Source organism: Brevibacillus sp. FSL L8-0520 (assembly GCF_037963895.1).
GTDB classification, from domain to species: Bacteria; Bacillota; Bacilli; order Brevibacillales; family Brevibacillaceae; genus Brevibacillus; species Brevibacillus borstelensis.
The window spans coordinates 2907048-2926690 of sequence record NZ_CP150171.1 but is presented as its reverse complement, the minus strand read 5'-3'; the positions used below and the strand labels follow the sequence as shown (position 1 = coordinate 2926690).

18 protein-coding genes and 1 tRNA gene are annotated in these 19643 nt (G+C 49.1%); 15 read left to right on the top strand and 4 right to left on the bottom strand.

Annotated features, from left to right (window positions below; all coding sequences use genetic code 11):
• Positions 1-38: 38 nt before the first annotated feature.
• The 11 genes from NSQ24_RS14600 to NSQ24_RS14550 all read left to right on the top strand — a co-directional run bounded on the left by NSQ24_RS14600 (position 39) and on the right by NSQ24_RS14550 (position 10797).
• Positions 39-977 carry an ABC transporter permease gene (locus tag NSQ24_RS14600; protein WP_035979648.1) on the top strand — a complete coding sequence of 313 codons (939 nt, stop codon included), beginning with the start codon at positions 39-41 and terminating at the stop codon, positions 975-977.
• On the top strand, positions 970-1641 hold the full coding sequence (locus NSQ24_RS14595; RefSeq protein WP_339166095.1) for an ABC transporter permease subunit: 672 nt from the start codon (positions 970-972) through the stop codon (positions 1639-1641). The genes NSQ24_RS14600 and NSQ24_RS14595 overlap by 8 nt, the downstream gene beginning before the upstream one ends.
• Before the next feature lie 6 nt (positions 1642-1647).
• Positions 1648-1794 carry a hypothetical protein gene (locus NSQ24_RS14590; RefSeq protein ID WP_339166093.1) on the top strand — a complete coding sequence of 49 codons (147 nt, stop codon included), beginning with the start codon at positions 1648-1650 and terminating at the stop codon, positions 1792-1794.
• Positions 1791-2615, top strand: coding sequence for an ABC transporter ATP-binding protein (locus NSQ24_RS14585; protein WP_031932007.1), 825 nt, complete (start codon positions 1791-1793; stop codon positions 2613-2615). Before NSQ24_RS14590 ends, NSQ24_RS14585 begins: the two co-directional genes overlap by 4 nt.
• Positions 2581-3390, top strand: coding sequence for a dipeptide/oligopeptide/nickel ABC transporter ATP-binding protein (locus NSQ24_RS14580; RefSeq protein ID WP_003385607.1), 810 nt, complete (start codon positions 2581-2583; stop codon positions 3388-3390). The genes NSQ24_RS14585 and NSQ24_RS14580 overlap by 35 nt, the downstream gene beginning before the upstream one ends.
• 28 nt (positions 3391-3418) lie before the next feature.
• Positions 3419-5035, top strand: a complete 1617-nt coding sequence (locus tag NSQ24_RS14575; protein ID WP_024984081.1) for an ABC transporter substrate-binding protein — start codon at positions 3419-3421, stop codon at positions 5033-5035.
• Between the two features lie 151 nt (positions 5036-5186).
• Positions 5187-6977 (top strand): ABC transporter ATP-binding protein, encoded by a 1791-nt coding sequence (locus tag NSQ24_RS14570; protein ID WP_172920480.1) that lies wholly within the window; start codon positions 5187-5189, stop codon positions 6975-6977.
• Between the two features lie 273 nt (positions 6978-7250).
• Positions 7251-9011 (top strand): ABC transporter ATP-binding protein, encoded by a 1761-nt coding sequence (locus tag NSQ24_RS14565; protein WP_339166090.1) that lies wholly within the window; start codon positions 7251-7253, stop codon positions 9009-9011.
• Between the two features lie 196 nt (positions 9012-9207).
• Positions 9208-9534 (top strand): inorganic diphosphatase, encoded by a 327-nt coding sequence (locus tag NSQ24_RS14560; RefSeq protein ID WP_003385603.1) that lies wholly within the window; start codon positions 9208-9210, stop codon positions 9532-9534.
• 392 nt (positions 9535-9926) lie between these two features.
• Positions 9927-9997, top strand: a tRNA-Gly gene (locus NSQ24_RS14555).
• A 401-nt stretch (positions 9998-10398) separates the two neighbouring features.
• Positions 10399-10797 (top strand): hypothetical protein, encoded by a 399-nt coding sequence (locus tag NSQ24_RS14550; protein ID WP_172920479.1) that lies wholly within the window; start codon positions 10399-10401, stop codon positions 10795-10797.
• A gap of 123 nt (positions 10798-10920) precedes the next feature.
• Here NSQ24_RS14550 and istB read toward each other — a convergent pair whose 3' ends face one another.
• The 4 genes from istB to NSQ24_RS14530 form a co-directional block, all read right to left on the bottom strand.
• A complete protein-coding gene (gene istB, locus NSQ24_RS14545) occupies positions 10921-11643 on the bottom strand; it encodes an IS21-like element helper ATPase IstB (protein ID WP_122915621.1) in 723 nt (240 codons plus the stop codon).
• The gene (gene istA / locus NSQ24_RS14540; protein WP_024985313.1) at positions 11643-13151 is read right to left on the bottom strand and encodes an IS21 family transposase; all 1509 of its coding nucleotides are present in this window, start codon (positions 13149-13151) and stop codon (positions 11643-11645) included. Before istA ends, istB begins: the two co-directional genes overlap by 1 nt.
• Positions 13152-13574: 423 nt before the next feature.
• Positions 13575-14483: an EamA family transporter gene (locus NSQ24_RS14535; protein WP_003385600.1), complete on the bottom strand. Its 909-nt coding sequence runs from the start codon at positions 14481-14483 to the stop codon at positions 13575-13577.
• Positions 14484-14931: 448 nt separating this feature from the next.
• Positions 14932-16311: a PLP-dependent aminotransferase family protein gene (locus NSQ24_RS14530; RefSeq protein WP_003385599.1), complete on the bottom strand. Its 1380-nt coding sequence runs from the start codon at positions 16309-16311 to the stop codon at positions 14932-14934.
• A gap of 127 nt (positions 16312-16438) precedes the next feature.
• Between NSQ24_RS14530 and NSQ24_RS14525 the strand changes: the two genes are divergently transcribed.
• From NSQ24_RS14525 to NSQ24_RS14510, 4 genes are all read left to right on the top strand, one after another.
• Entirely contained in the window at positions 16439-17071 is a 633-nt protein-coding gene (locus NSQ24_RS14525) for an FMN-binding negative transcriptional regulator (RefSeq protein ID WP_216621053.1), read from the top strand.
• A 186-nt stretch (positions 17072-17257) separates the two neighbouring features.
• On the top strand, positions 17258-17872 hold the full coding sequence (locus tag NSQ24_RS14520; protein ID WP_031933357.1) for an FMN-binding negative transcriptional regulator: 615 nt from the start codon (positions 17258-17260) through the stop codon (positions 17870-17872).
• A gap of 69 nt (positions 17873-17941) precedes the next feature.
• Positions 17942-18580: a LysE family translocator gene (locus tag NSQ24_RS14515; protein WP_031933358.1), complete on the top strand. Its 639-nt coding sequence runs from the start codon at positions 17942-17944 to the stop codon at positions 18578-18580.
• Positions 18581-18667: 87 nt separating this feature from the next.
• On the top strand, positions 18668-19378 hold the full coding sequence (locus tag NSQ24_RS14510; RefSeq protein WP_031933359.1) for a B3/4 domain-containing protein: 711 nt from the start codon (positions 18668-18670) through the stop codon (positions 19376-19378).
• The last annotated feature ends 265 nt before the right edge of the window (positions 19379-19643 follow it).

Sequence of the window (19643 nt, the reverse complement as noted above, 5' to 3'; positions counted from 1 at the left end):
AAAACTTGCCGAAACGAGGTGAACATGCCGTGGTGTCCATGATTCGAAGGAGATTGACCGGGCTTGCCGTGGTACTGTTCGGGGTAACCCTCCTCTCTTTCCTGCTGGCCAGCATCTCGCCGGTCGATCCGGCCGAAGCGTATGCGCTCCGGGTCACCCAGCAGCCGACGCCCGAACAGATTGCCGCCATTCGCGTAGAGCTGGGCCTTCATCTGCCGTTACATCAGCAGTATTTCCGTTGGGTCGGCAATCTTCTGCAAGGAGATTTGGGCATCTCTTATTTGACGAAAAAGCCAGTCCTCTCCGACATTGCCGAAAAATTGCCCGTGACGCTGCAACTGGTTGGGCTCGCCCTCGTGTGGGTCGCGTTGGTTACGGTTCCGATCGGCATTCTGACTGCCTTGAAGCCGGGAACTCTATTCGATCAAGCAGTCCGATGGGCGACCATCCTCGGCATCTCACTGCCGAGCTTTTGGCTCGGATTTCTCCTGCTGCTGCTGTTCACTTTGATCCTCCCTGTGTTCCAGGTGGTGAATGCGGGCACGCTCGGCAGTCTGATTCTCCCTTCGCTTACGCTGGCGGTACCGGCGGCGTCCGCCTTTATCCGCCTGTTCCGTGCGACACTGTTGTCCAATTTGAATAAAGATTATGTCGTTTACGCCAGAGCAAGAGGAATCCGCCAGAGCCGGATTGTGTGGGTACATGTGGTCAAAAACTCGTTACCGCCACTCATTACGCTCTTTTGTCAATACGTCGGGCTGCTGGTCACCGGCAGCGCGGTCGTCGAGAGTCTATTCTCGCTGCCAGGCATCGGCATGCATCTGGTTAATGCCAGCATGGCCCGCGATTTGCCGACCGTCAACGGATGCGTGCTTGTCATCGCGCTCATCTTCGTTTTGACCCGAACGGCGGCGGAACTGATCAATGCGCGACTGAACCCGAAGCTGACGGACAAGGAGGAAAGGCTGTATGGGTAAAGCGATCCTGAACAACAAACAGGCCCTTGCCGGCCTTGCGCTGATCGCCATCGTCTCGATCATGGCTGTGCTCGCTCCTGTCATGGCACCCAACGATCCGAACAAGATTGATGTGATGAGCAGGTTTCTGGCTCCCAGCGCCCAATACCCGCTCGGGACCGATCAGTTGGGCCGGTGCGTGCTCTCCCGGCTGCTGTACGGAGCGATCTACTCACTCGGTATTGCCGTGCCGACACTGTTTGTGCTGGGCGGCATCGGGGCGGCGCTTGGAACGGCAGCGGCCTATATCGGCGGGAGATGGGAACGCGGCTTTTTGGTTGTGTGCGATATTGTAATGGCGTTTCCTTCTCTCGTTCTCATGCTGGCGCTGATTGGCTCGCTCGGGCAAGGGCTCGTGAGCATTGTCGCGGCGACTGTCAGCACCATGTGGGCGTGGTTCGCCAAAGTAGTCTGGTCGTACGCCAGCCTGGAAAAAGGCAAGGACTACATTGTCGCTTCCTGTATCGCTGGATGCAGCGGCTGGCGAATCGTGTTTGGCCACATCATGCCAAACCTGCTGCCGCAATTTGCGGTATACCTGAGTACCGGCATCGCCGGGTTCATCCTGATGGTGTCCGGCCTGTCGTTTCTTGGGCTCGGCTTCGAAGCAGGGACGCCGGAGTGAGGGGCGATGCTCAGCGAGGCGAAAGCGCATTTCTTTTCCCATCCGACGCTGGTCGTCTATCCCGGCTTGTGTATCTTGCTCGCGGCGGCCGGGTTCAACCTGTTCGGCGAGGCGCTCCGGGACATTCTCTCTCCAGAGGAGGCAAGCGAATGAGCGAATTGTTGCAAGTCGAAAGCCTGTGCATCGGGCTGAAGCAAACGGGCAAGCCCATCGTCAAGCAAGTGAGTTTCGCACTTCGCAAAGGGGCCGCGCTGGCCGTTGTCGGGGAGAGCGGCAGTGGGAAGACGCTGACTTGCAAGGCAATCATGCGGTTGCTTCATGATCGTACATTTACTGTTTCCGGGAGCATCCGCTATCGCGGACAAGAGCTGCTTGCGGCAAGCGAGCGGGATATGCGAGCGCTGCGAGGCAACCGGATTGCGATGATCGTGCAGCATCCGATGATGGCGTTTGATCCGACCGCCACCATCGGCACTCAAATCACGGAGACGATCATGGCCCACCGCCGTATAAGCAAAAGGGACGCTTACTCGTCAGGTGTCCGGGCGCTGGAGCGGATGAATCTGCCCCGCTGCGAGCAACTGATGAACAGCTATCCGTCCGAATTGAGCGGCGGCATGCTGCAACGGATCGTCATCGCCCTGGCAATCATTCACGAGCCGGACGTAATTATTGCCGACGAGCCGACGACCGCTCTGGACGTCCGCAATCAAAGCATGGTCCTGCAGGAACTCAAACAGTTGAAGCAAAGCGGCATCGGGCTGCTGCTCGTCACCCACGACTTCGGCGTCGCCGCGGGTCTGGCGGACGAGATGCTCGTCATGCGGGAAGGGGAGGTGATCGAGCGCGGTACGGTACATGACGTCTTTGCAGCACCCAGAGAAGCATACACAAAGGAGCTTTTGGAGGCCAGAATACTCATGAGGAAGGAAGACCGACATGATCGAGATGAGGGATGTATCCAAACAGTATAGGGGCAAAGGCAGCCGTGGGCGTTCAGTTACGTTCGATGCAGTCAAGCAGGTCTCCCTCACACTTCGTTCGGATGTTCGTTACGCGTTAGTCGGTGAGAGCGGCAGCGGCAAAAGCACGCTCGCCCGACTGTTAATGGCGATTGATCCACCGACGAGCGGAGAGATTTTGTTTGATGGTGCCAGCGTATGGGAGATGCACCCACGGGAGCTTCGCAAGAAACGGGCAGAGTATCAGATGGTGCTGCAAAACGCGAGCGGCTCCCTCGATCCTCGGCGCAGCGTGTACGATTCGATCGCTGAGCCGATCCGCTGCCTAACGAACCTGGACCGGAGCGAAGAGCGCGAGAAAGTGCTGGCGCTGGCCGAACGGATGAAGCTGTCAGCGGCGCAGTTGGAGCGGCTGCCCCACGAACTAAGCGGCGGCCAGCTCAAGCGTGTCTGCATGGCGAGAGCAATGAGCGTGTCGCCGAAATTTATCGTATTCGACGAGGCTGTCAGCGGACTGGACGTGACGGTCCGAAAACAAATTCTCGATCTGATTCTGCAGCTGAAGGACGACGGCTTGGACGGTTACCTGTTCATCACTCACGACATCGATGCGGCGCTCTATTTGGCCGACCATATTTTCGTCATGAAAGACGGGGAAATCGTGGAGCGAATGGAACATGCTGCTTCGTATGCCGATTTCCGACACGACTATTCGCGGCTGCTGATCGAGTCTCTGCCGCCCAAATGGCCGGGTGCCTCCAGCAACGAAACAGGTTTTATCGGGTAATCATTCAGCCTGAGGAGAGGACGCTTCCATGAAAAAAAACATTGGCTGGATCCTGGCTGCATTGATGATGCTTGTAGCTGCCTTGTCCGGTTGCTCCCGCTCATCCGAAGAGCAAGCGCCTGACGAAATAACGCTCAGCGAGAGCTGGGATTTTTCCGGCGGCTTTTATCCGATCGAGACGCTGGTGGTCAATACCAATTTTGGCCCCGAGTTTTACATGTCCAATTTCTACGAAACGCTGGTCAACTACAGAAATGGAGAAATCGTTCCCGGACTCGCGGAATCATGGGACATCTCGGACGACGGGAAAGTGTACACATTCCATTTGCGCCAAAATGTAAAGTTTTCTGACGGGACCCCCTTTGATGCCGAGGCGGTGAAACGGAATCTGGAAGTCATTCCGATCAACCTCGGGAAATACAACGGCTATTTCGGAACGGTATCCACCCGGTTCGAGCAAATTGTCGTTGTCGATGCCAATACAGTCGAAGTACATTTGACCGCTCCTTATTATGGGGGGCTGAAAGATTTTTCGCTGCTCAATCCGATGGCCATGGTGTCGCCTAATGCCTTTCATGAGGATGGTTCCGTCAAGGACACGCTAAAAACTGTCACGCTCGGTACCGGCCCCTACATGTACAGGGGCGACAGGGACGGCAATATCTATACCTTCGTCCGAAACCCCCACTATTGGGGAGAGCCTCCCGAGGTTGAGCGGTTCCATGTGAAAGTGATTCCCGATAATCACGCCAGGCTGCTTGCTTTTCGCAACGGGGAGGTAGATCTCCTCGTGGGGACCCGCCAAATATCTTTTGACGGATTTAATGAGATGAAGGCTGCCGGGTATGGCGCGCTCGTCTCGGAGGGAGAAGCGAATTATACCCGTTTTCTTGCCTTCGATGTATCCAAAGCGCCATTCGACGACTTGAATGTGCGGCTCGCAGTCAGCTATGCCATTGACAAAATGAGTATTGTTCAAAATATCTTTGCGGGGATTGAAACGAAAGCGGACAGCATTTTGGACCCCGCGTTGCCTTACTGCGACGTCCAACTGGTCCCGCGTATTTACGACAGGCAACAAGCAATAGCGCTGCTGGAAAATGCGGGTTGGGTGGATGCAGATGGCGATGGCGTACGGGAAAAAGACGGCGTTATGCTAAAGGGTGAGATTTTGTATATAAAAGGCGACCCCATGATTGACGATTTGATCCTCGTGCTGGCCGCGCAACTGAAAGAAATCGGCATGGAGATGAAAGGAAACGGCATGGAGAAGATGGCGTTTCATGCCGAGTACGCTAAAGGGGTGGCGATTACCCTTTATCAGACGTACGGCAATCCATGGGACCCGCATACCACGATCTCCAATATGAAACCCGATCTGAAGAACGACTATCCGGCCGCTCAGGCGCTCGCTCTTGTGAAAAACGGAAATGACATCATTCAACGGCTGAACGTCACGACGGATGAAAAGGAAATCCGGAAAACCTATCACTTTGTTTTAAGCGAAATTCACGACAAAGCGACTTTGCTTCCCATTTCCTACACGCGGGAGTTGGCACTGCATAACACCGATAAAATAAAAGGATATACGTTCTACGCCGGGCAGCCGTCCCATTTCAATGTTGCGGGGATCAAGTTAAAGTGAATTTTTTTACCCCTGGCCTATAGCTGCTATAGACTTTTAGGGGTACTCGTCTTCTCTATGGCCAGCCGAGCAGGAAGGTAACAGGCATAGCTGCACACGGCATCAGCCGGCAAAGCTATTCCTTATTTTGATATCCAATGAGGTGAATACAATGGTTGAACGAGATGGGGTAAAACATTCGGCCCACATAGAAGAACAGCACATGATCGGCTTCGGGGCACTCGCCCGGCTGTTGCGTCCAGTACGTCTGCATCTAATCGGCTGCGCCCTGCTCTCAGCGCTCGGGGCAGCGGCCGGACTCGCCCCTTATATCGCCGTCGCGGAGATCGCGCGCCACGTGCTCGTCGCCGCCAGTGCTGCAGACGCAGCCAGGGAAGTCTGGATGTGGGTGGGCATCGGAGCGGCCGGCGCAGCGCTCAGGCTCGTGCTCGTTTTCCTGTCATCGCGACTCGGCCACTATGCAGACGCCGAAACGTTGCACGACATCCGCAAGCGGCTCGTCCGCCATCTGGGTGTAGTGCCGCTTGGCTGGTTTCGGGCAACTGGCTCCGGTGCCATCAAGAAGGCGATGACGACCGATCTGGAAGTGATGCATCAGCTAATCGCCCATGCTCTCGGTGAAATGATCGGCGCTGTCGTAGCAATGACGGTCGGTTTCGCCTATTTGGCGATAATTGATTGGCGGATGACGCTGATCACGGCCGCCGTTCTCGCCGTGATGGCCACTTCCTTTCGCATCGCGATGCGTTCGATCACGACGCATATGGCCCGTCTGCAGGCGGCGGAAGAGCGCATCAGCGCCGCCGGTGTCGAATATGCCGATGGGATCACGGTCGTAAAAACGTTCGGTACGGGAGGGCGCATTCTGCAGCGTTTCGCCGAAGCCGTTCGCGATCATACCGAGGCGATGAGCGCGTGGGTGTCGGAGACCCGGTACAGCTCTGCTGTCTCCCGGCTGTTTTCTTCCGAAATGTCGGTACTGGCCGTGGTGATGGCAGCCGGTCTTGGTTTTGTCGCTAAGGATCAGCTCGCAGTCGCTGACTTGTTGCCCTTCCTGATCGTCGGTATTGGGTTGCCAACGTCGATCACCCCGGCGATTCACGGCTCACAAGGTTTGCGCCAGGGACGGATGGCGGCCAGCCATATCGAGCAGCTGCTGTCGCTTCAAGCGCTGTCCGAAGCGGAGCAGCCGCAGAAGCCGCGGGATCATCGCATCGAATTCGACCGTGTCTCCTTCTCTTACGACGGCAAGACCAACGCGCTTTCGGACATAAGTGCAGTATGCGAGCCCGGGACCGTAACCGCAATCGTAGGTCCTTCGGGTGCCGGGAAGACGACGATCGCGAGCCTGCTGCCGCGCTTTTACGACGTCACCGACGGCGCGATCCGCATCGGCGGCATTGACATCCGGTCCATCCCGACGCCGGAGCTGCTAAAGTTGATGTCGCTCGTATTCCAGGACGTCGTGCTGCTGAGGGACACGGTTAGGGAAAACATCCGCATCGGCCGCCCTGACGCTACGGACGAGGAGGTTCGTCGTGCCGCTGTCGCCGCCCAGATCCATCACGTGATTGAACAGCTTCCGAACGGTTACGATACGGTTTTGGGTGCTGGCACAGGCGGGCTGTCTGGCGGCGAGCGGCAGCGGTTGACGATTGCGAGGGCGATTCTGTCCGGTGCGCCGATCGTCATTTTGGACGAAGCCACGGCTTCGCTTGACCCGGACAGCGAAGCGGCCGTTCAGGACGCGTTGGCCGAGCTCGCCACCGGCAAAACCGTGATCGTCATCGCACACCGGCTGCACACAATCCGAAACGCCGACCAAATTCTCGTTCTGAACGATGGGCGGCTAACCGAACACGGAACCCATGAGGAACTGCTCGCCCACAGGGGGCTGTATGCCCGCATGTGGAAAGCTCAACAGCAGGGAGAATCTGTATGAGTCGCAGCGTCGGCTCTGACAAACTCCGGCACGGCACCGGAATCAGCTGAGTTGACGCCGTTCGGCTCACGCAGGCTGCCAGCGAGAGATCGGTTGCATCGCCTGTGCTTGTATCGGGGTGGCTGGCCTCGCCGGAGCCTTCGTACACAAGGCTGAATGACTGACTGCCTATCTGCCTGCAAACGAATGAACAAAAACAAACCTAGCCCAACGGATAAACGTGCCAGGAAGCCATGCCTTCACATGTTAAACCTTGTAAAAAGGAGAATGTCTATGATTCCTATGATCCGCAACCTGTATCGGTTATGGCCGGACCCGAAGCTGCTTTTGCGTCTCGGTTCGTTGCAAGTGATTCTGGCAGTATTGCAGGGAGTGCTGCTCGGCATGCTCGTTCCGATCTTGCGGGCGCTGCTGCGCCCGGAGCCGGACTTCGCCGCTGCTGGGCCGTGGCTATTCGCGGGCGGAATCGGCCTTGCCGTCTATGCTGTGCTCACCGTCATCGCCACGCCATTCGGCTTCGCCGCCAGTATGGAGCTCGCCGCTGAGCTCAGACACCATCTGATGGGGCACGTGACAACTCTCCCTCTCGGATGGTTCACGGCCGACCGCAAAGCCCGCCTCGCCCGGGCGGTCACCGCTGACGTCAACACGATCTCTCACCTGACCGTTACGATTGGATTCCCGGCGATCGTTTCCGTCCTTGTGCCGGCTACCGTCATCGTGGTCACGTTTGCGGTCGACTGGCGGATGGCGCTGCTGTTTCTCGCCATTGCCCCCATCGCTTTCCTGACCTTGCGGCGTGCCGGGCACATTGCCAGCATCGCCGAGGTTGAGCTGGAGGAGGCAGCCACGGAGATTGCCGGGCGGGCCATCGAGCTCGGGCAAGCGCAGACGGTGCTGCGAGCGGCCGGTCACGGTACGACCGGTACCGCCCGGCTGCGTGAGGCGCTAGAAGAGCATCGCCGAACCTACCGCCGCGGTTTGCGTCGCTCCATGGTGCCAGATCTGACATTCACCGCCGTTGTAATGATCGGGTTCGCGGCCGTGCTTGCCCTAGGAGCTTGGCTGCTGCTGGAACGATCGCTTCCCATCCCGGATGCGGTCGTGCTGTTCGTGCTGGCCGTCCGCTTTCTGGAGCCGAACGGCAATCTGATTGAACTGATTGGAGCTCTCCGCGCGATGGACAACTCGATCGGGCGCGTTCAGGCGATTCTGCACACCCGTCCGCTTCCGAAAGCACCAAAGCCTGTAACTCGTCTGGAGAATGCTGGCATCGAATTTGAAAGCGTAACCTATCATTATGAGCAGGAAACCGGCAAGGCGCCAGCCTTGTCCGATGTATCATTCCGTTGTCTCCCCGGAACGATGACAGCACTCGTTGGGCCGTCGGGCTCCGGCAAGACGACCGTCATCCGGCTCATCGCCCGATTCTTCGACGTCGACAAAGGCAGCGTACGCATCGGCGGCGTCGACGTCCGAAGCCTGAATGAAGAAGTGTTGATGAGTGATGTCGCTATCGTGTTCCAGGACGTGTATTTGTTCGACACGACGATTGAGGAAAACGTCCGGCTTGCCAAGCCGGACGCCACGGATGAGGAGCTTGCCGCCGCCGCGCGCGCTGCCCGCCTCGACGACGTCATCGCCCGTCTCCCGCAAGGCTGGCGCTCGCGTGTCGGCGAGGGAGGCGCCCAACTGTCCGGGGGTGAGCGGCAGCGGGTGTCTATTGCCCGGGCGTTCCTGAAGCGTGCACGGATCGTGCTGATCGACGAGGCGAGCTCCGCGCTTGATCCAGAGAACGAGATCGCGGTTAGCCAAGCGATCGCCAATCTGGCCGGCGATCCCGACCGGACAGTCATCGTTATCGCTCATCGTCCGTCGACGCTAGCCGCCGCCGATCAAGTTATCGTACTCGATGCGGGCCGTGTCGCCGAAATCGGGAAGACGGAGGAACTCCGCCAGGGAGAGGGAATTTTTGCCCGTCTGTTCGACCAATACGAGCGCGCCCGGAGCTGGCACATCGTCAAACGGGCATAGTGCGGGCCGCCGGTACGAATCGATCATGGGAGGGACTCATGCCGTTCGAAGGGGAAAGGTTTCTCTCGATGAAGAACCAAGCATACAATATATCTCAAGGATGATTTGATTCCGGGCGCCTTTTCAAATTGATGACCGAAATAATGCCTGCTACAAAGCGTTTACACAATAGTTCACTTGGCGAAGGGAGAAAGCAATGGTATCAGATTACCTCCATAAACAGGTAAAAGTGAAAATAGACAGACCGTTAGGTTCGAAACATCCCAGACATCACTTCATCTACCTTCTCAATTACGGATATATTCCCGGCACAATCTCGGGGGATGGCATGGAGATAGATGCCTATGTCCTGGGTGAGTTTGAACCGCTGGAAACTTATGAAGGAAAAGTAATCGCAGTCGTTATTAGACATGATGATGTAGAAGATAAACTTGTCGTATCTAACAAGCATTATACCAGTGAACAGATTCGCGCATTGATTGAGTTCCAAGAACGATTCTTTCAAATCAATATCATCATGTAAAGCTCGGTGAAATACGTCCGTTGCGTTTACGAACCGTATTTCCAGCCGCTGATGTTTTGATCCGCTTTTGATGGCATCTGTCTATGACAAAGTCGACCACACGGCCCGTCTTCCCGAATGATTCCACCCTCAGCTTCCGCTTGTTCATCGGATTTCTGGGACATGTACAAAATGCATTTCGAATCTCTCAAACGCTTCTGAACCCTGCAAAAAACAGAAGAACCTGCGAAATGGCCTTGGTTTCCAAGGTTTTTCGCAGGTTCTTAACATGTTTTCTTGACTTCATTTTCACGTGTGTTATAATAATATTCGCAAAACGAAATTCCTTTCTAGCTAGGGAGAGGGCGTACTTCCCTTCACCGGCACCATTCGTTGCGGATGTTTGGATACCTGCGGGTGTAGTTCAATGGTAGAACTCTAGCTTCCCAAGCTAGCGGCGTGGGTTCGATTCCCATCACCCGCTTCATAGAATCAGATCGTAAAAACCTTGAGAAATCAAGGTTTTTTTCTTTTTGTTTCTTTAGGTTGAAGGGGGGAGGGATGCTATTTAGTGGCATATGGCGAGTGATTCTCCCCTCAAAGATAGCGAACTTTCTCGTTAACTCAAAAAGCCGTGTGAATACACACATACAACCAACGCCAAAAAAAGCGGTTGCCTAGTAAATAGCTCGTTCCTTATCTGAGAACAGGCTGGTTATATGGACAAGAACCTGCGATATGAAATGTAATACCGATTTTTTTGTCATTGTGTGCTATACACAGTTGTGGTCCAACATTTTGTGTTTAAGATCATATACCAATTGAAGTGGTTATAAAGGTTGCGTATAATGTAATTGATTCTTATTATTGGGGGAATTTGTAAAAGTGAATTTGGAACAAAAAGTCTTCCGATTAATTATTCCGTCAATCTTCTCTGTATATATAGTTGGCAGCTCAATGCTTGAAGGGTTTCTTTATTTTGTTATTGTTGACGATGTGAATCAAGGTTTCATTCCGTGGAAAGATTTTTGGGGCGTTTCAAAACTGACTGCAATTCGGTTCCTTGTAATGGCAGTGGTGATATTTATCATGTACCGACTTGGAAGCAGAACGTTGTTTATCTTGCTGTTTAGCATTGCTCTTTTTGAATTTATAGTATTTCTTGGGGCAAATCACTTTATCTTTTACCCGCCTTTAGTATCCAATCTCTTAATAACGATGATTTGTGGACTCATTATAAAAAAGGATAAAGGGTGTTTAGTTCCAAAGGGAGGATCAAACTAAAAAGTTTGGATATGAAATAACAAAATCCTAACCACAAACATAACCATCCCGTCTTCCCTGTTTTTGGCAAGTAAGAAATGTAGCAAATGGCAATTAAAAATGTACCACTTGCCAACCCCTAAATTATTTACCGTGTAATAGCGATTCTTTGTATCGATGGCTTTCGCCATTGAAGACGATCAAATGAGAGTGATGAATCAAGCGATCAATAACTGCCTCTGTTAAAATTGGATCACCAAATATATGATTCCATTGGCCAAACTGTAGATTGGTCGTGATAATAATACTTTTTCTTTCGTAGCACATGGAGATAATCTGAAATAGCAGTTCTGCACCTTGTTTATGCAGAGGAATATACCCCAGTTCGTCGAGTATTAACAGATCTAGCTTCTCAATATGGTTAAAGAATCGGCTCAACGAGCCAGTCTCGTGAGCGTCTAGCAGCCGATTGACTAATCCAGCGACAGTAAAGAACTTTATCTTTTTCCCTTGCTGCTGAATGGCATTTAAGCCAATCAGAGTGGATAAGTACGTTTTCCCCGTTCCCACACCGCCATAAAAGATCAGATTTTCTTTCTCCTCTATAAATCCACCATGAAGGATATGATCCTGCGTGAGACCTTGTCCCATCTGAATATGACCCCATTCAAATGGCTTTCCTGTTATTCTTGGCAAGGAAGATTGTTTAAAGAGCAGATTGATTTTCCGTACTTCTCGTTGTTGTATCTCGTTTTCTAGTATTTTGAGTAAGTACTCTTCATTTGTAGTAGCTTCAACCTCATGGAAATGTTGCCGAACCCAACTCAACTTGAGACGCTTTGAATATTCTTTTATCAATGCATCCACTAGTGATGACCTCCCGTTCCCTTAAAAAATTCATTGTAATGGGCTAATCCTCTAGTGGCTGTTGGAACGGCAGGAACAAAACCTTTCGGTTGGATGGTATCCCTTTGTCCACGGCCATTCATGAGTTGATAATAGATCTGCTTAATAGAATCAACGGCTGGGTGACCATTCTCAGAGGCAAGCTGCAAAGCTTGCGTGGGTATTTTCATATCATCGTTTTTTAAAATGACGGATAGTAGCTGGAGAGCTTCTTGCTTCTCTGGGACCGTGCAATTCGAGAGATAGACTTGCCATTCGATTGGCAATTGTTCATAAAAACTTGTGTATTTAATAGCAGTTGGCCGTTTTGCCATCAATATCAAATATGGCTGCCAAATCACTGATTTTGGCTCTTTGCCATACAGCCTGGGATGCTGTACGATCAGCTCATATTCTTCAGTTAAAATATCGACTCGGTCAAATGAGATCTTTGCCAAAACCATACATTTGGCAAAACGGGGAGACGTTGAGTAGAGTTTATTTTCGACTCGGATATATCCGTATTTATCCGCTTTTACTCGTTCATATCGGATACAATCAAACTCTTTGGCAGGTAATTGAAGAAGGTGTTCCTTGTCTGCCAAATATAGTTCGGAAAGCATGGTTTCTTTCACATAATGAGGTCTCTCCCGATCTTTCTCGGCTTTTTTCCAAAGGGTTTCGTTTAGCTGATCAAGATTGTGTATCTGCAACTCAGGAAGCAGGAAGTTGTTGCGAACGTACTTGACCATCGCCTCTACGTGCCCTTTTTCATTGCCACTACCGGGATTGCAAAACTCGTATTCAAAGTCATAATGAAAAACGAAGTTTTGAAATTCCTCCGTCAGTTCACGCTGACCATTTGGCATGATCTTTTTCACCGCTGGTGATAAATTATCAAATCGAATGACCTTTGGAACTCCACCTATATAGTGAAAGATACGCTTTAATCCCTCCAGAAAGCATTCTCGATTCTGAGACTGGAAAACTTGAAAGTAGAACGTGTTGCTATAAGGAAACGAGAGAACGAGGAATGGCAAGGTAACACTTTCTCCCTGATATTTGAATGGTGCTTCTCCAAAATCAACTTGAGCTGATCCAGGTCTCGTTTCCAATGGCAATGCCGCAGCATCACTTGTCTCCGCTAACTGGTGCTTACGTTGGGAAACATATTGTCTGACAGAGCGAGATGATCCTGTAAATTGGTATTCCTCCACTAATTGCGTGAACAAGCGTTGTGCTGTTCTTCGGAACTTCTTTTTCTTGTTCAAGTCCTCTTTGATCCATTGATCAAGAATAGGTTTAACGGGCTCCATGACTCTAGCTTTTCGAATTTGCTTGGGCTTTTCTTGTAGATTGAAATCATCCATTTCTGCATACTTCTGAACCGTCCTTGAATCACGATTCATTTGTTTGGCAATCTTGCTATAAGCTCGCCCTTTTTTGTTTGCCTCATGCCTGATATAATTAATTTCTGCCACTGCTAACATCTCCTAACTTTATACCTCCCGTCGTCTGTAATGCCCAACAGGAGTGTATTTTGATAAGGGGATGTTGGCAAGTGGTTTTTTAATTTATGCAGCCCCTACGGGTCTGCATAAATTAACTGCCATAACCTACATTTTTAGTCTGCCATAAACAGTCTTCCCCTTGTGAAAAGTGAGACGGGATTTTTATATTTATAGTATGAATCATTTTGTCTATAAAGTAAAAAAGTCAGCTATATGGATTACTCTAGCTAGATTAATTGATGCTCGGAAACATGGACTGTACGATTTGAATTATTTTTTCAGCTAGTTTTACCGTCAATAGTAGTTTCATTCGTTTTAAACCTAACTCGGATCAAAGAACAACAGCGGCAATCCAGGACGAGAAAAGAAAGTCCTAGAATGCCGCTATTTCTGTCTGTACTGCTATTCCATGAACACAGTTTTGGTTTCTTTCTGAGGTTTATCGTCGCGAATGACTAGTAGCAGCCCAATAAAAATAAATACTGTGCCCATCCAAAAAGACAAACCAATCTGTTCGCCAAGTAATACCCAACCTAAAAAAGTACCCACTATCGGCTGTAAAAAGAAAAATAATCCGCCACTGGAAGCATTAAGCTTTTGCAAGCCTCGATTCCACAACAAAAAGCCACACGCTGTAGAAATGACCCCCAAATATAGCAAGCCACCCCAAATAGAAGGCTGCATAATCGCTTGAAAATCAAGCTTAGTCAATCTCCCAAGTGTAAAAGGCGTTAGAAGGGCAATGGCTACAAGGATACTGTAGCTTGTTACGACAATTTGCGAATATTGCCCTGGTACGCGCTTTACAAGGACAGACATAAGTGACCACGTTAGTGCTGCGATAATCAGAGATACGCCACCCAACTGATTTGAGGTATCGATTTGAGCAGTTCCGACAATTACACAGACACCAGTGGTTGCCAAAACAATAGAAATGGCTTTTTTTGCAGTAATTTTTTCTTTGAGGATCATTCTTGCAAACAGGACCATAAATGCAGGTGTCGTTGATGTAATAATGGCTCCCATTTGCGCAGAGGAGAGCATCGTTCCGACCTCTTGCGTAACGATAGAAATCGTATTTCCAATGAAACCAATCAAAATGATTAATGGCCAGTCACGTTTTGCGACACGCCATGATTGTTTTGTCAGGGCTCCGATAATGAGTAGTGCTAAAAGAGCAATTACATAGCGAAGCCATACTAATTCAAGTGGTGGTACAATATCGACCACAACTTTAACGACAACATACATTCCGCCCCAAATACTAGCAGCGAGTGATAAATATAAAGAACCAAGTATGGTATTTTTCATATTGTTGACCTCCGTTTTATAGACACTATTTATGTCCTTAACGGAGACGTAATTATTCTTCCGTTAAGGGAGAATAATTACAGGTACATCATTCTCAAAAAGTGGTGAATACAACATCGGCTTTCATCTCCTTTCAGTGATGTATCTTATTCTACAACAAAATAGCTTTATCAGGTCACAAAATTTATCAACCGACCCATAAATCAGAGTATAAAAACCTTGAGAAATCAAGCTTTAATTGTCTCTTCATAGCAGGTGGGGGTGATAGAATGCCGCTCGTCTTATCTCTACTATTCAACTATCGAACCCGTTCGTTCACTGATGAGAACTTTTTGTGCAAAAGTAGATTATGTTCAACAAAAATAAAAATTCAATCTGATCCCACGCAGTTTTTTAAGCCGATCTACCGGTAGGAAGGCGTTCTTAAGTGGCAAATGTGTAATGTATTTTATAACCAAGCCTTTTTTAAGAGCTCCACACCAAGCTGGATTTCTTCACAGGACAAATTGCTGAAACCAAGTTTAATCATCGGTTTATCGGTTTTGTTTTTAATGAAGTAGAGTGAAGTAGGATAAACTTTAACCCCCTGCATGGATGCTTGATGAATGAGCCATTCCTCTGAACGCTCCAAGTGTACTTTGACTAATACGTACAAGCCAGACTGCTCGCCAATAATCGATAGATTTTGCTCGAAATGATTCCTTAACTCAAAAACCAACTGCTGCATTTTTCGTTTGTAAACAAGACGCATGCGTTTAATATGGCGAGTCCATTCCCCTTCTTCCATAAATTTTGCCATAGCAAATTGGCTAAGTAGGGAAGTAGTGCTCTCGAAATGTTTGAATTGCTTTTTGTAACCGTGTAAAAGTGGCTCTGGCAACACCATGTAAGTTAAGCGAATTCCGGGAAGAAAGCACTTTGAGAAATTTCCAAGATAAATCACTCTCGTTGAGTCGATGGAAGCGAGAGCGGGGAATGGTTGCTGGGTATAGCGAAATTCACTGTCGTAATCGTCTTCGATGATATAGCCTTGCTTCTTGTTTGCCCAATGGATGAGGGCGTGCCTTTGCTGAATGGGCATGCTTACCCCGTATGGACTGTGATGGGACGGCGCCACATAAATTAACCGTGATGTCAAATATTCCAGGTGTGAAAAATCAGCACCTGTCTCGTAAACGGGCAGTGTTTCAAGCGTAAAACCGTTTGCTCGAAAAGCTTCTCTGGCGCCATCATAGCCAGGATCCTCCACAATGATGCTGGAAAAATCACGTTTCAGGACTAGACCGAGATACACGAGCATTTGCCCGGTACTGCTTCCGATAATGATTGCATCTGGATCTGTTCTCACCCCACGAGACTGGAGTATATAGGCTGCGATTTGTTCACGCAGGCACATTTCGCCAAAAGGTTCCCCGTATCGAAAGCTGTCCTTTTCCGTTAATACTTGGTTCGAGATCCTTCTCCACGTTTTTAAAGGGAAGTGCGCTTGATCGACGACGCCTGCCCGGAAATCTACGCGAACGGGTGGGGCCGGTTCGGTTTGCTTATGATTGGAAGAACTGCGAGCTTCCTGAAATAAAAGGGGCTCCAACTCATTTACAAAATAACCTTTACGGCCCTCTCCACGAATATACCCTTCAGCAACAAGCTGTTCATATGCCATTAATGTTGTATTGCGGCTCACATGTAGGGAATCCGCAAGCTGGCGAATGGAGGGCAATGGCTCATTCGCCTTCAGGTCGCCTTGTTCAATGAATGATTTAAATTTCTCGTAGATTTGTTTGTATTTCGGAGAGTTATCTTGAAAGGAAAAAATGGCGTTTTTCATTTTCATCCCTCTGACATGTATATTTGTTTGTTATTGTATCTTTTTTTATGTCAGCTCGCATCATACGATATCTTTGTCACGATTTTTACTGCCAATTTTCCGAGTCATTCTATTGCGAGCTGAAAGGATGATGAATGTGTATATTCCTAAGCAATATCGGATGAATCATGATGAGGCCGTTCAAATGATGAAGTCCTACCCGTTTGCCTTATTGATTACGGTTGATGAACAGCGCCCGTTGGCTACACACATCCCTTTGGAAATTCGTGAAGAGGAAGGGAAAATTTATGCGACCGGGCACATTGCTTACGGAAACATCCAGAAGAAAACATTGGATCATAACCGTGATGTGTTGCTTATTTTCCAAGGACCGCACGCTTACATTTCGTCAAGCTGGTATGAGAGAGAAGAGGTTCCTACATGGGACTATCTCGCTGTACATGCGTATGGAACATCGCGTGTGCTTGAGAAGGATGAGCTGAAATCGGCTTTGGACTCTATGCTGAAACGCTATGAATCTCACCGAGAAAATGGTCGGCTCTGGGAGACGTTTGATCCTGAGCTGCTTGAGAGAGAAATGAAAGGGATCGTCGGTTTTGAAATTGAGATCACCTCCATTGAAGCTGCGGCCAAAATGAGCCAGAATCGAAGCGATACCGATTATAAATCGATTGTTGCAGAGCTTGAAAAATCAGAGGATCAAGAGGAAATTCAGGTTGCTCAGTGGATGCGCGAGAAACGGAAAGGGTTATTTGAATAATCGGCCCGGTTATGACAGATTGTTATCGTGCAGCCCCAGGGGCCAGTCAGCACTTTTATCACTTTTCCACTCACTGACATGCGCGATTTTTCAATACTGTACCTTTTTTACATGTCAGCTTGAGTTATATCATACTGGATAATGGAAATCCGTTGTATGTCAAAAAGAGGATTAGGAGAATTGCAAATGTATATCCCGGAGCATTTTACAATGAAAGAAGAAGCTGCCTACAAGGTCATACAGGAGAACAGTTTTGCAACATTGTTTTCCATTCATAAAGGAATGCCCTTTGCAACACATTTGCCTCTGATCTTGAACAAGGAGAAAACCCATTTGTACGGTCATTTTGCCCGTCCGAACCGGCAGTGGCACGATATTCGAAATCAGACGGTCTTAACCGTTTTCCATGGTCCTCATTGCTATATCTCTCCATCTTGGTACGAGACCAATAAAGCAGTGCCCACGTGGAATTATGTGACTGTCCATGTTTACGGAGAAGTTGAGCTAATCGAGGATGAAGAGGAATTAATGAGTTCCATGAATGATATGGTAGCGAAGTATGAAGCTCCTGACAGCCCTTACAGACTGCAGGATGTAGATACTGAGTTTCTTTCTGGTATGAACAAAGGCGTTCAAGGATTCAAAATCAAAATCGATCGGGTGGAAGGAAAGGCAAAGCTAAGTCAAAACCATTCCTTGCACAGACAGGAGCTCGTTATAAATCAGTTGGAACGGATTCCATTTTCAAACGAGCAGCAAATTGCTTCCTTGATGAAAGCGAACCTTACAAATAAAGTCTGACTTTGCTTTCACCAATCAAGGAGGAGCTGGTTACAGCTTGGGCAAAAATACAACAAGGAGTTGCATCCTATGGAGTTTTCAACGATTTGGCTATTTGTAATGGCTGCCGCTGCATTGTTAATCATACCTGGACCTGCTGTGTTCTACATTATGGCAAGAAGTATCGATCAAGGCAAGAGAGCGGGGCTCGTGTCCGTTCTTGGTGTATCACTCGGTGGTTCTGTTCACGTTCTGGCAGGAGCAATCGGAGTTTCTGCGATCCTGATGACATCGGCAACAGCCTTTGCTATCGTAAAATACTTGGGCGCTGCTTATCTTATCTATCTGGGGTGCAAAACTTTATTTTCTGCATCCGCTGGAACAACTTCCGAAATTCCAACAGCCCCTCGCAAAAGGTTACGTAAGATTTTTTACGAATCGGCACTCGTAGAAGTAATGAATCCGAAGACAGCACTCTTTTTTTTATCCTTCTTTCCGCAATTCATTTCACCTTCGGCTGGATCAGTCACAACACAATTTTTGCTTTTAGGAACGATATTTCTTATCCTAGCTTTTATCAGTGATGGTCTGTATGCTGTTCTTGCAGCAAGTATAAGAAAGCGGATTGTGGGTAGGAAAGCGAGTACAAAGTTAATGAATCGGATGACTGGTTATTTTTATATTGCTCTAGGGGTATTCTCCGCCTTTGCGAGCCCGTCCAAAACATAAGCGTGTGATGATGACATGTCGGGTTGTGACACAACAAATCGTGATTTTACACAAACAATATAGCAAAAAGAAATGGAGAGATATTCGATGCCAAGATTTATCATTGAAGATGATTTTTGGTCGCTATTTCCTCACGCAAAAATTGGAACCGTTATTTGCCAAGGGATCGATAATTCCATAAGGGATGTTGAAATCTACGAGAAACTGCTGCAGGAGGCTGAGAAAGAAGCACACACATTCTTGAGTCTGGAGGAATTCAGCAGCAATCCAGTCATATCCGTTTGGCGGGAAGCCTTTCAGAAATTCAAGACAAAGAAAGGGGCAAGGTGCTCCATCGAAGCTTTATTAAAAAGAGTGAAAAACGGCAATCATATCGGAACCATAAACCCGCTTGTCGACATCTATAATTCCATTTCATTGCGTTATGGACTTCCGTGTGGCGGAGAAGATATCGACACTTTTGCAGGCGATATTCGGCTCACACAAGCAATTGGCAACGAACCGTTTATTCCATTGGGAAGTGATGAAAATGCTCCGCCTTATGAAGGTGAAATTGTTTATAAAGATGATGCGGGCGCCATATGCAGATGCTGGAATTGGCGTGAAGCTCAGAGAACGATGCTAACAGAAAAGACGAAAAACGCATTCCTCTGTATTGAATTAGTAGATGAAACCAGAAGCGATGAGTTTCACATGGCGCTGAAAGAATTGGCTGATTTGGTGTCCCGTCATCTCGGGGGAACTGTGAAGATTGAAGTGTTGGATATGAATAATCGGGAAATGGCAATTTTTGGTTAAGGTCAAATAGCGTTTAAGAGAGGGGCCCTGTCAGTTGATATGGACGAAAATACGTTTCTGTCCATATCAATGCTTGTCAGCACTCATACATGAAACCCGCTGCGGCGGGTTTTTTTATAGGCTTTTTATCCTCATCATATCATGAGAGTAATGCTCCCCGTTTAAATGTATGAGTAGGAAACAATGATTGGGATGATTCAAGAGAGCAATCTGAAAGAAACCGGTTCAGTATGTATTTGCTATGATTGAAAAAGGAGCTGAACAA

Coding starts and splice junctions, on each gene's coding strand:
- NSQ24_RS14575 (WP_024984081.1), top strand. CDS start 3,419: ATGAAAAAAAACATTGGCTGGATCCTGGCTGCATTGATGATGCTTGTA.
- istA (WP_024985313.1), bottom strand. CDS start 13,151: ATGTTAGCAGTGGCAGAAATTAATTATATCAGGCATGAGGCAAACAAA.
- NSQ24_RS14585 (WP_031932007.1), top strand. CDS start 1,791: ATGAGCGAATTGTTGCAAGTCGAAAGCCTGTGCATCGGGCTGAAGCAA.
- NSQ24_RS14510 (WP_031933359.1), top strand. CDS start 18,668: ATGCCAAGATTTATCATTGAAGATGATTTTTGGTCGCTATTTCCTCAC.
- NSQ24_RS14535 (WP_003385600.1), bottom strand. CDS start 14,483: ATGAAAAATACCATACTTGGTTCTTTATATTTATCACTCGCTGCTAGT.
- NSQ24_RS14560 (WP_003385603.1), top strand. CDS start 9,208: ATGGTATCAGATTACCTCCATAAACAGGTAAAAGTGAAAATAGACAGA.
- NSQ24_RS14570 (WP_172920480.1), top strand. CDS start 5,187: ATGGTTGAACGAGATGGGGTAAAACATTCGGCCCACATAGAAGAACAG.
- NSQ24_RS14600 (WP_035979648.1), top strand. CDS start 39: ATGATTCGAAGGAGATTGACCGGGCTTGCCGTGGTACTGTTCGGGGTA.
- NSQ24_RS14565 (WP_339166090.1), top strand. CDS start 7,251: ATGATTCCTATGATCCGCAACCTGTATCGGTTATGGCCGGACCCGAAG.
- NSQ24_RS14515 (WP_031933358.1), top strand. CDS start 17,942: ATGGAGTTTTCAACGATTTGGCTATTTGTAATGGCTGCCGCTGCATTG.
- NSQ24_RS14595 (WP_339166095.1), top strand. CDS start 970: ATGGGTAAAGCGATCCTGAACAACAAACAGGCCCTTGCCGGCCTTGCG.
- NSQ24_RS14525 (WP_216621053.1), top strand. CDS start 16,439: ATGATGAATGTGTATATTCCTAAGCAATATCGGATGAATCATGATGAG.
- NSQ24_RS14590 (WP_339166093.1), top strand. CDS start 1,648: ATGCTCAGCGAGGCGAAAGCGCATTTCTTTTCCCATCCGACGCTGGTC.
- NSQ24_RS14520 (WP_031933357.1), top strand. CDS start 17,258: ATGTATATCCCGGAGCATTTTACAATGAAAGAAGAAGCTGCCTACAAG.
- NSQ24_RS14530 (WP_003385599.1), bottom strand. CDS start 16,311: ATGAAAAACGCCATTTTTTCCTTTCAAGATAACTCTCCGAAATACAAA.
- NSQ24_RS14580 (WP_003385607.1), top strand. CDS start 2,581: ATGATCGAGATGAGGGATGTATCCAAACAGTATAGGGGCAAAGGCAGC.